At 65.6% G+C, this 13,089-nt stretch carries 14 protein-coding genes; 6 read left to right on the top strand and 8 right to left on the bottom strand.

Translation table 11 applies throughout. The features are described from left to right. Positions 1 to 113: 113 nt before the first annotated feature. From zwf to rluB, 4 genes are all read left to right on the top strand, one after another. Positions 114 to 1,583, top strand: coding sequence for a glucose-6-phosphate dehydrogenase (gene zwf / locus OXS31_RS11450; protein WP_027602213.1), 1,470 nt, complete (start codon positions 114 to 116; stop codon positions 1,581 to 1,583). Next, complete coding sequence (gene pgl, locus OXS31_RS11445; RefSeq protein ID WP_150338699.1) at positions 1,570 to 2,280, top strand: 6-phosphogluconolactonase; 711 nt, start codon at positions 1,570 to 1,572, stop codon at positions 2,278 to 2,280. The genes zwf and pgl overlap by 14 nt, the downstream gene beginning before the upstream one ends. A 20-nt stretch (positions 2,281 to 2,300) precedes the next feature. Continuing rightward, a complete protein-coding gene (locus tag OXS31_RS11440) occupies positions 2,301 to 2,939 on the top strand; it encodes a bifunctional 4-hydroxy-2-oxoglutarate aldolase/2-dehydro-3-deoxy-phosphogluconate aldolase (protein ID WP_059316883.1) in 639 nt (212 codons plus the stop codon). Between the two features lie 293 nt (positions 2,940 to 3,232). Next, complete coding sequence (gene rluB, locus OXS31_RS11435; protein WP_267399063.1) at positions 3,233 to 4,294, top strand: 23S rRNA pseudouridine(2605) synthase RluB; 1,062 nt, start codon at positions 3,233 to 3,235, stop codon at positions 4,292 to 4,294. A gap of 30 nt (positions 4,295 to 4,324) precedes the next feature. Here the strand turns inward: rluB and OXS31_RS11430 are convergent, their stop codons facing one another. The 5 genes from OXS31_RS11430 to OXS31_RS11410 all read right to left on the bottom strand — a co-directional run bounded on the left by OXS31_RS11430 (position 4,325) and on the right by OXS31_RS11410 (position 8,852). Next, complete coding sequence (locus OXS31_RS11430) at positions 4,325 to 5,248, bottom strand: GGDEF domain-containing protein (protein WP_267399062.1); 924 nt, start codon at positions 5,246 to 5,248, stop codon at positions 4,325 to 4,327. A gap of 173 nt (positions 5,249 to 5,421) precedes the next feature. Then, complete coding sequence (locus OXS31_RS11425; RefSeq protein WP_007158455.1) at positions 5,422 to 6,423, bottom strand: NADP-dependent oxidoreductase; 1,002 nt, start codon at positions 6,421 to 6,423, stop codon at positions 5,422 to 5,424. Positions 6,424 to 6,478: 55 nt separating this feature from the next. Further along, positions 6,479 to 7,666 carry a benzoate/H(+) symporter BenE family transporter gene (locus OXS31_RS11420; RefSeq protein WP_169853814.1) on the bottom strand — a complete coding sequence of 396 codons (1,188 nt, stop codon included), beginning with the start codon at positions 7,664 to 7,666 and terminating at the stop codon, positions 6,479 to 6,481. 9 nt (positions 7,667 to 7,675) lie between these two features. Then, positions 7,676 to 8,281 carry a LysE family translocator gene (locus OXS31_RS11415; protein ID WP_042133985.1) on the bottom strand — a complete coding sequence of 202 codons (606 nt, stop codon included), beginning with the start codon at positions 8,279 to 8,281 and terminating at the stop codon, positions 7,676 to 7,678. An 88-nt stretch (positions 8,282 to 8,369) separates the two neighbouring features. Further along, positions 8,370 to 8,852: a MarR family transcriptional regulator gene (locus tag OXS31_RS11410; RefSeq protein ID WP_077172765.1), complete on the bottom strand. Its 483-nt coding sequence runs from the start codon at positions 8,850 to 8,852 to the stop codon at positions 8,370 to 8,372. Between the two features lie 80 nt (positions 8,853 to 8,932). Between OXS31_RS11410 and OXS31_RS11405 the strand changes: the two genes are divergently transcribed. Both OXS31_RS11405 and OXS31_RS11400 read left to right on the top strand, forming a co-directional pair. Continuing rightward, positions 8,933 to 10,102: a PLP-dependent aminotransferase family protein gene (locus OXS31_RS11405; RefSeq protein ID WP_267399061.1), complete on the top strand. Its 1,170-nt coding sequence runs from the start codon at positions 8,933 to 8,935 to the stop codon at positions 10,100 to 10,102. A 1-nt stretch (position 10,103) separates the two neighbouring features. Next, a complete protein-coding gene (locus OXS31_RS11400; RefSeq protein ID WP_027599481.1) occupies positions 10,104 to 10,703 on the top strand; it encodes a glutathione S-transferase family protein in 600 nt (199 codons plus the stop codon). A gap of 46 nt (positions 10,704 to 10,749) precedes the next feature. On the opposite strand, the gene OXS31_RS11395 is transcribed toward OXS31_RS11400, so the two are convergent. From OXS31_RS11395 to OXS31_RS11385, 3 genes are all read right to left on the bottom strand, one after another. Beyond that, entirely contained in the window at positions 10,750 to 11,172 is a 423-nt protein-coding gene (locus OXS31_RS11395) for a hypothetical protein (RefSeq protein ID WP_235389917.1), read from the bottom strand. A gap of 339 nt (positions 11,173 to 11,511) precedes the next feature. Beyond that, positions 11,512 to 12,411, bottom strand: coding sequence for a manganese catalase family protein (locus OXS31_RS11390; RefSeq protein ID WP_007158448.1), 900 nt, complete (start codon positions 12,409 to 12,411; stop codon positions 11,512 to 11,514). Between the two features lie 39 nt (positions 12,412 to 12,450). After that, positions 12,451 to 12,963 carry a ferritin-like domain-containing protein gene (locus OXS31_RS11385; RefSeq protein ID WP_007158447.1) on the bottom strand — a complete coding sequence of 171 codons (513 nt, stop codon included), beginning with the start codon at positions 12,961 to 12,963 and terminating at the stop codon, positions 12,451 to 12,453. Positions 12,964 to 13,089: the final 126 nt, after the last annotated feature.

Below are 13,089 nucleotides of genomic sequence, written 5' to 3'. Positions count from 1 at the left end.
GGCCGGGCTTACCCCTGCGCCGTATTTTTTAATATAAAGACTACGCGAATCGCCCCGGCTCCCCTATGATGGTGCTGGAATATCTCAAACTTTAAGTAAAAGAACGAATATTTATGGCTGGCGTCCGAGTTCTACCCTGTACCCTGGCAATCTTCGGCGCATTGGGCGACCTGGCCCTGCGCAAACTTTTCCCTGCCCTGTATCAGCTGGATCGTGAAGGTCTGCTGCACGAGGATACCCGCATCATGGCGCTGGCGCGTGACCAAGGCGATGGGGTCAAGCAGCTGGAGCACATCGAGGAGCGCCTGCGCCACTATGTGCCTAAGGCCGATTGGGACGAAGCGGTATGGACCCGGATGCGTGGTCGTCTCGGCTATCGCGCCATCGATTTCCGCAATCGCGAAGACTATACGGGACTTGCCGAGGATGTGGGTGAGACGTCGCCGCTGATCGCCTATTTCGCCACCCCGGCGCTGGTCTACAGCGCCATCTGCGAGAACCTCGCCGCCGTCGGCCTGTGCGAGCGCACCCGGGTGGTGATGGAAAAGCCCATCGGCTACGACCTGGAATCCTCCAAGGTGGTCAACGATGCGGTGGCGCGCTTCTTTCCCGAAGACCGCGTCTATCGCATCGACCACTACCTGGGCAAGGAAACCGTCCAGAACCTCATCGCCCTGCGTTTCGCCAACAGCCTGTTCGAGACCCAGTGGAACCAGAACTACATCTCCCACGTAGAGATCACCGTGGCCGAGAAGGTCGGCATCGAGGGTCGCTGGGGCTACTTCGACCAGGCCGGCCAGCTGCGCGACATGGTGCAGAACCACCTGCTGCAACTGCTCTGCCTGACCGCCATGGATCCACCGGCGGATCTTTCCGCCGACAGCATCCGCGACGAGAAGGTCAAGGTGCTCAAGGCGCTGGAGCCCATCACCGCCGACCAGCTCGCCAGCCGGGTGGTCCTGGGTCAGTACACCTCCGGCTACAGCGACGGCAAGCCGGTGCCGGGCTATCTGGAAGAGCCCAATTCCAACACCGAGAGCCGCACCGAGACCTTTGTCGCCATCCGGGCGGACATCCGCAACTGGCGCTGGTCCGGCGTGCCTTTCTACCTGCGCACCGGCAAGCGCATGCCGCAGAAGCTTTCGCAGATCGTCATCCATTTCAAGGAACCACCGCACTACATCTTCGCTCCTGAGCAGCGCAGCCTGATCAGCAACCGCCTGATCATCCGCATCCAGCCGGACGAGGGTATCTCGCTGCAGGTGATGAGCAAGGATCAGGGCCTGCGCAAGGGCATGCAGCTGCGCAGCGGTCCGCTGCAGCTCAACTTCTCCGAGACCTTCAAGCACCTGCGCACGCCGGATGCCTATGAGCGACTGCTGCTGGAAGTCATGCAGGGCAACCAGTCGCTGTTCGTCCGCAAGGACGAGATCGAAGCGGCCTGGAAATGGTGCGACCAGTTGATGGATGGCTGGTCGAAGATGGGCGACTCGCCCAAGTCCTATGCCGCCGGCAGCTGGGGTCCGCTGACCTCCATCGCACTGATCGCACGAGACGGGAGATCCTGGTATGGCGACGTCTGATCTGGGGCAGGGCGTGACCCTGCGCGAACTGCCTGACCGCGACGCCCACGCGGCGGCGCTGGCCGAGACCGTCACCACCGCGCTGCGCGAGGCCCTGGCGGCCCGCGGCGAAGCGCTGCTGATCGTCTCCGGCGGCCGCAGTCCGGTGCCCTTTCTGGAGCGCCTGGCCCAGGCCGAGCTGGACTGGTCCAAGGTGCTGGTGACCCTGGCGGACGAGCGCTGGGTACCCGGTGACCATCCGGACAGCAATGCCGGCCTGCTGCGCAAGCACCTGTTCCAGGGGCCTGCCGCCGCGGCCGGCTTCGTCGACCTCTACAGCCCGGCCAGCTCCACGGAAGAGGGCATGGCCCTGACCGAAGCCCGGCTGCGCGACGCCCTGGCGACGCCCGATGTGCTGGTGCTGGGCATGGGTGACGACGCCCATACCGCCTCGCTGTTCCCCGGCAGTCCCGGCCTGGAAGAGGCCCTGGACCCGGCCAGCGAGCGCCTCAGCTTTCCCGGCGTGGCACCGTCCGCGCCCCAGACCCGCATCACTCTGAGCCGTGCCTACCTGAGCCGCGCGCGGCAACAGATCCTCGCCATCCAGGGCGCAGGCAAGCGACAGGTGCTGGAAACCGCTCTGGCCGAGGGCGACGAGCTGGCCACTCCGATCAAGGCGTTCCTGCGCGAACCCCTGGTCGTCTTTTGGTGCCCCTGACGAGGAGTTGAGTTTTGGACATGCAGAACAAGATCGCGACCCTAGATGCCCTGTGCGCCCGCGCGCGGATCCTGCCGGTGATCGTGATCAACGATCCCGCTGACGTGCTGCCGTTCGCCGACGCCATGGCTGCGGGGGGACTGACCGCCCTGGAAATCACCCTGAGATCGGCCCACGGGCTGGACGCGGTGCGGCTGCTGCGCCAGGAACGTCCCGAGCTGGATGTCGGTGTGGGCACCGTGCTGGACGTGCGGATGTTCGACGCCGCGGTCGAGGCCGGCGCCCAGTTCATCGTCACCCCGGGCACCACCGAGGAGATCCTCCAGGCCGGGGTATCGGCGCCCATCCCGCTGCTGCCCGGCATCGCCACGCCCTCGGAGATCATGCAGGCCTACCGCCTGGGTTATCGCCGCTTCAAGCTGTTTCCTGCCAACGTCTATGGCGGCGTGGATGCGCTCAAGGCCTTTGCCGGTCCCTTCGCCGAACTCAAGTTCTGCCCCACCGGCGGCGTCAACCCGGGCAATGTGAAGAACTACTTCCAGCAGCCCAACCTGCTGTGCGTCGGCGGCAGCTGGATGCTGCCCGGCGACGTGGTGAAGGCCAAGGACTGGACCCGCGTCGAGCAGCTGTGCCGCGACGCCCTGGCCACACTGGACTGACACTGCGGCCATCCGTCACCCGCCAGGCTAGTGCGGTGTCTCTGAAGTTCGCGCAAGAATTGGCGAGTGATTTTTTGGCTATGGCTAGGCGCCGGTACGAGTCATAGCAGGGCTATGGCGAGGAGTGGCAGCGCCGCCATAGCCGAAAAAGCGCCGCCAAAATTGTGCAGTCAACTTCTGAGACGCCACACTCGCTAGGCTGGCGCGAGCAGGGGCGCTATCATGCGCCCCTGTCTATTTCCTGGCGCCCGTTCCGCGGCGCCTTTGTCGTCCACTACACCGGGAGGTGCCTGATGACCCTCGACAAGAATCCCCCAAACGAAATCCTCGAAGAAAGCGCACCCGCGCCGGCTGGCGAAAAGCTGCAGAAGGTGCTGTCGCGCCTGGGCGTCGGCTCGCGTCGCGACGTCGAGGCCTGGATCGGCGAAGGCCGCATCAAGGTCAACGGCGTGGTCGCGCCCCTGGGCCTGCGCGTCATGCCCAAGGACGCCATCGCGGTGGACGGTCGCCTGCTCAAGCGCGACCAGGTCGAGGAAGTGGTACGCCGCGTGCTGATCTACAACAAGCCCGAAGGCGAGATCTGCACCCGTGACGATCCCGAAGGCCGACCCACCGTCTTCGACCGCCTGCCCAAGCCCAAGCAGGGCCGCTGGATCAATGTCGGTCGCCTGGACATCAACACCACCGGCCTGCTGCTGTTCACCACCGATGGCGAACTGGCCAACCGGCTGATGCACCCGTCCTACCAGATGGACCGCGAGTACGCGGTACGGGTACGGGGCGAGGTGACCGAAGAGATGCTGCTGCGCCTGAAGAACGGGGTGATCCTCGAAGACGGCCCGGCGCGCTTCACCGACGTCCAGCAGGCGCCGGAGGGCGATGGCTTCAACCACTGGTTCCATTGCGTGGTGATGGAAGGCCGCAACCGCGAAGTCCGCAGGCTATGGGAATCCCAGGGCCTGGTGGTGAGTCGGTTGAAGCGCGTACGTTTCGGTCCGGTGTTCATGACCAGCGATCTGCCGGTCGGGCGCTGGCGCGAGATGACCCAGGGGGAGATCGACATCCTCGCGGGCGAAGTCGGCCTGCCGCCGGTGGCGCTGCCGTCCATGGGCGGCAAGACTAAGGAAAAGCTCGAGCGTCAGCAGCGCAAGACCGCGCGGCCGATCGATGCCGGTCGGGGTTCGCGCAACAAGCTCAACAAGACGGGCAAGACCGGCAAGCCCCAGGGGTCGGCCGTGGCCGAGCGTCCCAGCGAAATGGGCCGCAAGCCAGTCAGCAAGGGCCGTACCTCACCGGGCATTGCCCCGCGTCGTGGTCCGAGCGGCGGCGGTACCGGCAAGGGCGGTCGCCGCTAAGCAGAGAGGTCGCCTGGCCCCAGGCGACCGCTAGGCCAGGCTGCAGAATCGATTGCGGCCTTCGGCCTTGGCCTGATAGAGGGCGCGATCCGCGCGCAGCAGCAGGCAGCGCGGAGACTCGACGTCGCGCAGGGTCGCCAGACCCAGGCTCAGGGTGACCGGCAGGGGGATGGCCCCGGCGGTCTCCGACTGGGCCTCCACCGCCGCTCTCAGGCGTTCCGCCACGATATGCGCCGCGTCGTGGCCGGTGGCAGACAGCAGTACGCAGAATTCCTCGCCGCCAAAGCGAAAGACCATGTCCATGCTTCTCAGGTTGTTGCCGAGGGTGCGGGCGGTCTGGCGCAGCACGTCGTCGCCGACGCTATGGCCGAACCTGTCATTGATGCGCTTGAAGTGGTCCAGGTCCAGCATCAGCAGCGACAGCGGCTGCTGGGTCCGGCGGGCCAGTTCCATTTCCCGCACCAGGGCGCGATCCAGGGCGCTGCGATTGCCGACACCGGTCAGGGCATCGCGCAGGGCGTTGTTCTGGGCTTCGCGAAACAGCAGGGCATTGCGCAGGGGAAACAGCAGGCTGCCGAGCAGGTATTCCAGCGCCCCGAGTTCGCTCTCCTGGAAGCGCTCCTGGCGGTAGAAGGTCAGGTCACCCAGGCGCAGGTCCCCCTGGCTCAGGTGATAGTGCACCTGATGACCCTGTTCTTCGCCCAGGCCGATGGCCACGTCTTCCGCGGCATTGCGGTAGCTGAGGCCGGGCAGGTCCACCAGGGTATCAACCTCCTGCCGGAAGAGTTGCAGGACCCGTTCGAGCTCCAGCGAGGTCTGCAGGACGCTGAGCAGGCGCTGACGCAGCGCGCCCAGCACCGCCGGATCGCTGTCGCGGGCGGGGGCGGCCAGGTTGGAGTTGCGCTGCTGGCGAGCGCGATCGAGATTGATGGTGTTGGACGAGGGCGGGACCATGCCTGTTCTCCTTGGCGGATAGTCCCTCTACAGCGAGAAGCGTGCCAGTCTCGCAGTGGCAGTAAAATCAATGACTTAGGCGTATGGTGGCGATTGGCCGTCTGTAAGTTGACGCCTGAAGGCCAGGCGAGTCGCTTTTGCGACCCGCTCGTGACGACTTTCCGACGCGGGGCCTATACCTTGAGTACCAGCTTGCCGAAGTTCTCGCCGGAGAACAGCTTCATCAGGGTCTCGGGGAAGGTGTCCAGGCCTTCCACCACATGCTCGCGGGATTTGAGCTGGCCGTCGGCCAGCCAGATCGCCAACTGCTTCTGCGCCTCGGCATAGCGAGCCGCGTGGTCGAGCACGATGAACCCTTCCATGCGCGCGCGGTTGCTGAGCAGCGCCAGATAGTTCTGCGGGCCCTGCACTTTGTCGCTGTTGTACTGACTGATGGCGCCGCAGAGCACCACCCGTGCGCGGAAATTGATCTGCGCCAGCACCGCGTCGAGGGTCGGACCGCCGACGTTGTCGAAATAGACGTCGATGCCGTTGGGGCACTCGCGCTGCAGGGCGGCCGCGAGGTCCGGTTCGGCCTTGTAGTCGATGGCGGCGTCGAAGCCGAGCTCCTCGATCAGATAGCGGCATTTCTCCGCGCCACCGGCGATGCCCACCACATGGCAGGCCTTGAGCTTGCCGATCTGGCCGACCATGCTGCCCACCGCGCCGGCGGCGCCGGAGACCACGATGGTCTGGCCGGCCTTGGGCTCGCCGACCTCCAGCAGGCCGAAGTAGGCGGTCAGGCCGGTCATGCCGAGCACGGAAAGGTACTGGGGCAGGCTGGCCTTGCTGGGGTCCACCTTGTAGAAGCCCTGGGGCTCGCCCAGGTAATAGTCCTGGATGCCGAGCATGCCATTGACGGTATCGCCCACCTTGAAGTCCGGGTGGTTGGACGCCACCACCTCGCCGACGCCCAGGGCGCGAATGACCTCGCCGATGCCGATGGGCTTGATATAGGACTTGCCCTCGTTCATCCAGCCGCGCATGGCCGGGTCGAGGGAAAGGTACAGATTCTTGATAAGCACCTGACCGGCGCCGGGTTCGCCGATCGGCTGCTCGACGCGCTCGAAGGTGTCGGCGGTGGGTTCGCCGGATGGGCGTTTGGCGAGCAGGAATTGGCGATTGGTACGGGACATGGTGTTCTCCTGACGGGAAGGATCCAGTTCCGACCCGTCAGGAGGGGCGCGGGTTCTAACGGCGGCGTGCGGTCAGTAGCAAACTGGCCAAAATACCGGCGACCAGGCCCCAGAAGGCCGAGCCGATGCCGGCCAGGGTCAGGCCCGAGGCGGTGACCAGAAAGGTGATGAGTGCCGGTTCGCGCTGGCCGGGGTCGGCGAGGGCGCCGTGCAGGCCGTTCATGATGGAGCCGAGCAGCGCCAGGGCGGCTACCGAGATCACCAGTTCGCCGGGCAGCGAGGCGAACAGCGCTGCCAGGGTGGCGCCGAACAGCCCGGCGATGCCATAGAAGAGTCCGCACCAGACCGCCGCGGTATAGCGCTTGCTGGCGTCCTCATGGGCCTGGGGACCGGTGCAGATCGCCGCGCTGATGGCCGCCAGGTTGATGCCATGGGAGCCGAAGGGTGCCAGCAGCAGCGAGGCGAGGCCGGTGGTGGCGATCAGCGGGGAGGCCGGGACCGCGTAGCCATCGGTGCGCAGTACGGCGATACCGGGCATGTTCTGCGACGCCATGGCCACCACGAACAGCGGGATGGCGATGCCGATGGTGGCGGCCAGGGAAAAGGTCGGGCTGGTCCACACCGGCACCGCCAACTCCAGGCGCAGGCCGTGGAAGTCCAGCAGGCCCAGCCCGGCGGCCAGCAACAGGCCAGCCACCAGGGCGACCAGCACGCAATAGCGCGGCCACAGCCGCTTGGCCACCAGATAGGCCAGGGCCATGCCCAGCACCAGCGCGGTCTGGTGCTGGGCCGCGGAGCAGATCTCGATGCCGATGCGAAAGAGGATGCCGGCCAGCAGGGCGGCGGCCAGCGCCGGCGGGACCCGGCGCAGCAGGCGGTCGACGCTGCCGGTGAGACCGCAGAGGGCGAGCAGCACGGCGCAGAGGACAAAGGCGCCGATGGCGTCGCTGTAGGGCACCGATGGCAGGCTGGTGACCAGCAGCGCGGCGCCCGGGGTCGACCAGGCGATGACGATGGGGGTGCGGTACTTCAGCGACAGGCCGATGGTGGTCAGCGCCATGCCGATGGACAGTGCCCAGATCCAGGAGGAGATCTGTCCGCTGCTCAGGCCGGCATTCTGGCCGGCCTGGAACATCAGCACCAGGGAACTGGTGTAGCCCACCAGCATGGCGACGAAGCCGGCGACCACGGCGGCGGGCGAGGTATCGGCCAGCGGGGAAAGGCGTTGCGGAGCCGCGTGCATCGAAAAACCTCAGTGATGGCCGAACAGGATGGGATAGAGGGACAGCACCAGCAGCAGGGCCATGCTCCAGTTGAACAGCCGCAGCCGTGCCGGGCTGCTGAGCAGACGGCGCAGGCCCATGCCGAACAGCGTCCAGAGGCTGACGCTGGGCAGGTTGATCAGGGCGAAGAGCAGGGCGACCAGCAACAGGTTGGCGGTGAAGTTCTCGGCCGGAATATAGGCGGTGACCGCGCCGATGGCCATCACCCAGGCCTTGGGGTTCACCCACTGGAAGGCCGCCGCCTGGAAGAAGCCGAAGGGTTTGCCGCTGCCCGACTCCCGCGGTGTGGGGGCAGAAGCGGTGGCCAGCTTCCAGGCCAGATACAGCAGGTAGGCGCCGCCAATGACCCGCAGGGCGATCTGCAGCGGCGGATAGAGCACGAACAGCTGACCCAGGCCGAGGCCGGTGCAGATGACCAGCAGCATGTGGCCCAGGCTGATGCCGAACATGTGCGGCAGGGTCCGCCGAAAGCCGAAATTCACTCCCGACGCCAGCAGCATCATGTTGTTGGGGCCGGGCGTGGCGGAGGAGACGAAGGCGAAGAGCATGAAGGCGGAGAGCAGTTCGACGGTCATGAGGGGCATCCCTGGGCTTTGCGCCAGCTTAGCCAGGCCGCTCGGGCCGGTATCCGTACACCAAGGCCGCGAACCAGCGGTACAGTTTTCAGGAGTCGACCGAAGGGGTCAAACTGTCCTGGCTTTCGGTTTCGCTCTCCTGGCGGCCGGCCAGGGCCTGATTGAACGCCAGCCAGCCCTCGGCCGCGTCCGCTCCCGCCGAAGCCAGCGCCGCCTGCACCAGGCGCATCTGCTCGCGTCTCAGGGTCTGCTCCAGGGCGGCGCCACCCCGGGTCAGGGATAGCCGTCGCTTGCGCTTGTCCGCGGCATCCGTCTCCATGGCCACCAGTTGCATCTCCAGCAACTGCCGCAGCGGAATGTTCAACGCCTGCTTGCTGACGTTGAGCACCTCCAGCAGCGCCTTGTTGCTCAGGCCCGGCTCGCGCGCGATGAAGAACAGGATGCGCTGGTGGACCCGGCTCAGGCCGCGCCGCGCCAGCATATCGTCGGCCTTGGCGGTGAACGCCTGGTAACCGAAGAAGAAGGTCTCCATGACCAGGCGCTGCTGGGAGGTCTGATTTAGGTCAAGCATATTGACTTGTCTTTCCGGAGTGGATTAGGGTCGGTCAAGTAGTTTGACTCATTACCAGGCCACGGGCCACAGGAGGGCAGATGGCATTTTCCGAACGGGTGACCCGACTCAAGAGCAGCCTGATCCGCGACATCCTGGCAGCGGCGCAGCGCCCGGAGGTGATGTCCTTCGCCGGAGGACTGCCGGCCGAGCGCTGCCTGCCAGCGGTGGACTGGAGCACGATGCCGGCCGGCCTGGGTCAGTACGGCATGAGCGAGGGCGAGCCGGCGCTGCGCGAGGCCATCGCCGCCCAGGCCCGCGCCTATGGCCTGGACTGCACGGCGGACCAGGTGCTGGTGACCACGGGTTCGCAGCAGGCCCTGGATCTGATCGCCAAGCTCTATCTCGACGTCGGCACCCCGGTGCTGGTGGAGGGCCCGACCTACCTTGCGGCGCTGCAGAGCTTCCAGTTCTTTGGCGCCGAGTGCCTGGAGGTCAGTCTGACGCCGGAGGGCCTGGATCTGGAGGCCTTGCGCCTGCGCCTGGAAGAGCAACGCCCGGCCTTCGCCTATCTGATCCCGACCTTCCAGAATCCTTCCGGGGTGCGCTATTCCGCAGCCAACCGTGCGGCGGTGGCAGCCCTGCTGGACGAGTATGGCGTGACCTTGGTCGAGGACGAGCCCTATCGCGAACTCAGCTATGACGGCGCGCCGGCGCGGCCGCTGTGCGGCCAACTCCGGCGCAGTGCCTGGATCCACACCGGCAGCCTGTCCAAGACGCTGCTGCCCGGCCTGCGCGTGGGCTACCTGATCGCCTCGCCTGAACTGCTCAAGCCCCTGCGGGCGCTCAAGCAGGCGGCCGATCTGCACACCTGCCGCATGAGCCAGTGGCAGGTGCTGCAATGGCTGGGCAGTGAGCGTTATGCCCGGCACCTGGAGGAGGTAAGGACCTTCTACCGTGAGCGTCGCGATGGCTTCGCGCGGGCGCTGACGCGACATTTCAGCGACATCGCCGACTGGCAGATTCCCCAGGGTGGACTGTTCTTCTGGTTACGGCTGAAAACGCCCCTGGATACCCGTACGATGCTGGATGCCGCCCTGGCGCAGGACGTCGCCTTCATGCCGGGCGAGCCATTCTTCGCCGAACCGGATCGTCACCGCGGTCTGCTGCGGCTCAATTTCAGCCATGTGCTGCCCGAACGGCTGGATACGGGCCTTGCGCGCCTGGCCAGCGTGATCCGGGAAGCCACCCCCCATGACAAGGAGCTGTGAGATGTATCAGGTCTATGGCGATCGTCGTTCCGGCAACTGCTACAAGGTGGTGCTGATGCTGCACCTGCTCGGCCTGGAGTATCGCTGGCACGAGGTCGATATCCTCGCTGGCGAGACGCAGAGCGAAGCCTTCCTGGCGAAGAATCCCAACGGCAAGATTCCGGTGCTGGAGCTGGAAGACGGCACCTGCCTGTGGGAATCCAATGCCATCCTCAATTTCCTCGCCGACGGCACGCGCTTCCTGCCCAGCGAGCCGCGGCTGCGGACCCAGGTGCTGCAGTGGCAATTCTTCGAGCAGTACAGTCACGAACCCTATGTGGCGGTGGCGCGTTTCATCCAGCTCTACCAGGGGCTGCCGGCGGAGCGCCGGGAGGAGTACGAGGTCTGCCTGGTGCGCGGCTACAAGGCCTTGCGGGTGATGGAGCAGCAGTTGCAGCGCACGTCCTTCCTGGTCGGCGAGGACTACTCGATCGCCGATATCGCGCTCTATGCCTACACCCACGTCGCCCACGAAGGCGGCTTCAGCCTGGACGACTATCCGGCCATCCAGGCCTGGCTGGCGCGGGTAGCGGCGCAGCCGGGGCATATCGCCATCGGCTGAAACGCGAGCGGGGAGCCAGGGCTCCCCGCGGGACGCTCGGACGTGATCAGCGAGCGCTGACCACGAACTGCCAGTACTGGTTGAGGCGGCGCTCGCCACCGTTGGCGGTCAGCAGCACGGAGGACGGCGGCTTGGACTGCAGCTCCGGCAGGGATTTCATCAGCGTCAGCCAGTTGCTGTAGTAGGTCTGCAGGCAGCGGCGGGCGGTGCCGTTGTTCTGCAGGGAGGTGAGGGCCTTCTGATAGGCCGGCTCGATCTGCGACAGTGCCTGGACGACACAGCTGTCGGTATCGGAGAAGCGAGCCGTATCGCCGATGCGGGTTCCGGCGATCACCGCCTTGTTCGCGCAGCTCTTGAAGGCGACCATGCTGGCCTGCTCGAACTGCAGGGCATCCTGGTCCATGGCGAAAACGGGTGCGCTGCAGACAGCGGCTGCAACGAGGGCTAAGGCGTAAGCGTGGCGTTTCATGGTGGCGTCCCTGGCTACGTCATACAACGTGATGGCATCAATGCACAGCGGCAGACTGCACCGCCGGGCAAATGTTCAGCGCGAAAGGCGGCAAAGCGCCATCAGGTGAATTCCACCAGACCGACGGTAGTGAGACCTATGAACAGGGCGGTCAGGGCGACCATGGCGAACGCCAGGAGATAATCTTCCATCAGGGCTTTCCCTACTACGATGACGGCAGTAGGACCGATGGCAATTGGCCAGGTTCGTGCGGAAGCGCAGCGCGCGCAAGCGGGCCGACGAAAGGTCATCGGGCCGAGGGGAGGGCGACGACGCCCGATGGGCGCCGTCGCCTAGACATCACTCTTCCAGACGGTTCTTGTCGAGTTGCTTGGCCAGGCCGGCGCCCAGATCGGCACCCGTTACCGGTGCAGCATTCGGATCCGACATGGTGCGGGTCGCGAGCTGTTCGACCGCCTTGGCCTGCATCGGCGGCAGCTTGACGCTGGCCAGGCCGTCGCCGCCGTCCACGGCGGGGCTGGGCTGCTCCACGAACTCCCAGTCCTGACCCTGGTTCCAGGGACCGCGCATATCGCCTTCGCCTTGCGACATGTTGTAGTAGACGCTGGCGAATTCCGGCCGCGGTGGCATCTTGCCCTGGGGGAAGTTGGGCTGGATGGAGTGCAGCGCGTTCTCGAAAGACTTCTGGTGCGCGATCTCGCGGGTCATCAGAAAGCTCAGGGTGTCCTTGATGCCGGCATCGTCGGTGACGTTGATCAGGCGCTCGTAGACGATCTTGGCCCGGGCCTCGGCGGCGATGTTGGATCGCAGGTCGATGGTCGGCTCGCCGACGGTGTCGATGTAGGCCGCGGTCCAGGGCACCCCGCCCGAGTTGATCAGTTGCGGGCCGCCACCGTAGAGGATCTGGGTGAGGTGGGAGTCATTGCCGGCACCGGTCAGGGAGCGGTACATGTCCGCTTCTTCCTGGGTCTTTTCCGCCAGGTCGCCCTTTGCGCCCTTGTTCAGCATGGCGATCATCGAACCGATGATTTCCAGGTGGCTGAGTTCTTCGGTGGCGATGTCGAACAGCATGTCCTTGCGGCCCGGGTCGAGTTCGGCTATCGCCTGGGTGAAGTAGCGCATGGCGGCGGCGAGTTCGCCTTGGGGACCGCCGAATTGCTCCAGCATCAGGTTGGCGAGACCGGGATTGGGTTCGGACACGCGCACGGTGTATTGCAGTCGCTTGTTATGGACGAACATGTAACCTCCAGGGGCTAGTCACGGTATAACTCGGGCGTTTCAGCGCTTCGCGGTCAGATCGGGATCGGCGGAGCGTTCCAGGAAGGCGCGGGTGGTGGCGGGCAGGTCTTCCAGCAGCCAGGCCGCCATGGCCTTCTCCTGTTCGAGGATGCGTTCGCAGGCCTGCTGCGTTTCGCTGTCGCCGATCTCGGCAGCCGCCGCGATCAGCGTGGTGTAGGTGGCGATTTCGATGTTCTCGAAGACATAGCCGGCGATGGCCCCCTTGATGACCTCATCGCTCATGGGTGCGCCGCCGATGGCCTGGCCCAGCGCCATCAACTTGCCGCCCATGTCCTTGAGGGTCGAGGGGCTGCTGCCGTGACGGCTCAGGCAACCTTCGATCACCTGCCGCTGTTCCTGGGTCTCGCGGATGTGCTGCTCGATACGCTGGCGCAACTGCGGATAGTGCTCCAGGCGCGCGGCCTGGGCGGAGAGCATCTTCTCGGCCTGTTCCTCCATGGCATGGGCATCGCGCAGCCAGTCGATGAGGTTGTCTTGCTTGGAAGCGGTCATGGAAAACTCCTGCTCGTGGAGAGTGGCGACAACGGGCTGCAGCGCCCCGCCAGATTGCGTTCTGTCTGCTTATTAGTGGCCCTGGCCTAGCCAGAGATTCGGCTCATGGTGGCCTTTCGGATCGAT

Source organism: Pseudomonas sp. GM_Psu_1 (assembly GCF_026544185.1).
In the GTDB taxonomy this organism is placed as follows: domain Bacteria; phylum Pseudomonadota; class Gammaproteobacteria; order Pseudomonadales; family Pseudomonadaceae; genus Chryseomonas; species Chryseomonas oryzihabitans.
Note: the sequence above shows the minus strand (reverse complement) of the source record. Positions and strands in the feature narration are given on the sequence as shown.

Bases quoted from the DNA above. Each gene is read 5' to 3' on its own strand.
- zwf (WP_027602213.1), top strand. From the start codon at position 114: ATGGCTGGCGTCCGAGTTCTACCCTGTACCCTGGCAATCTTCGGCGCA.
- pgl (WP_150338699.1), top strand. From the start codon at position 1,570: ATGGCGACGTCTGATCTGGGGCAGGGCGTGACCCTGCGCGAACTGCCT.
- OXS31_RS11440 (WP_059316883.1), top strand. From the start codon at position 2,301: ATGCAGAACAAGATCGCGACCCTAGATGCCCTGTGCGCCCGCGCGCGG.
- rluB (WP_267399063.1), top strand. From the start codon at position 3,233: ATGACCCTCGACAAGAATCCCCCAAACGAAATCCTCGAAGAAAGCGCA.
- OXS31_RS11430 (WP_267399062.1), bottom strand. From the start codon at position 5,248: ATGGTCCCGCCCTCGTCCAACACCATCAATCTCGATCGCGCTCGCCAG.
- OXS31_RS11425 (WP_007158455.1), bottom strand. From the start codon at position 6,423: ATGTCCCGTACCAATCGCCAATTCCTGCTCGCCAAACGCCCATCCGGC.
- OXS31_RS11420 (WP_169853814.1), bottom strand. From the start codon at position 7,666: ATGCACGCGGCTCCGCAACGCCTTTCCCCGCTGGCCGATACCTCGCCC.
- OXS31_RS11415 (WP_042133985.1), bottom strand. From the start codon at position 8,281: ATGACCGTCGAACTGCTCTCCGCCTTCATGCTCTTCGCCTTCGTCTCC.
- OXS31_RS11410 (WP_077172765.1), bottom strand. From the start codon at position 8,852: ATGCTTGACCTAAATCAGACCTCCCAGCAGCGCCTGGTCATGGAGACC.
- OXS31_RS11405 (WP_267399061.1), top strand. From the start codon at position 8,933: ATGGCATTTTCCGAACGGGTGACCCGACTCAAGAGCAGCCTGATCCGC.
- OXS31_RS11400 (WP_027599481.1), top strand. From the start codon at position 10,104: ATGTATCAGGTCTATGGCGATCGTCGTTCCGGCAACTGCTACAAGGTG.
- OXS31_RS11395 (WP_235389917.1), bottom strand. From the start codon at position 11,172: ATGAAACGCCACGCTTACGCCTTAGCCCTCGTTGCAGCCGCTGTCTGC.
- OXS31_RS11390 (WP_007158448.1), bottom strand. From the start codon at position 12,411: ATGTTCGTCCATAACAAGCGACTGCAATACACCGTGCGCGTGTCCGAA.
- OXS31_RS11385 (WP_007158447.1), bottom strand. From the start codon at position 12,963: ATGACCGCTTCCAAGCAAGACAACCTCATCGACTGGCTGCGCGATGCC.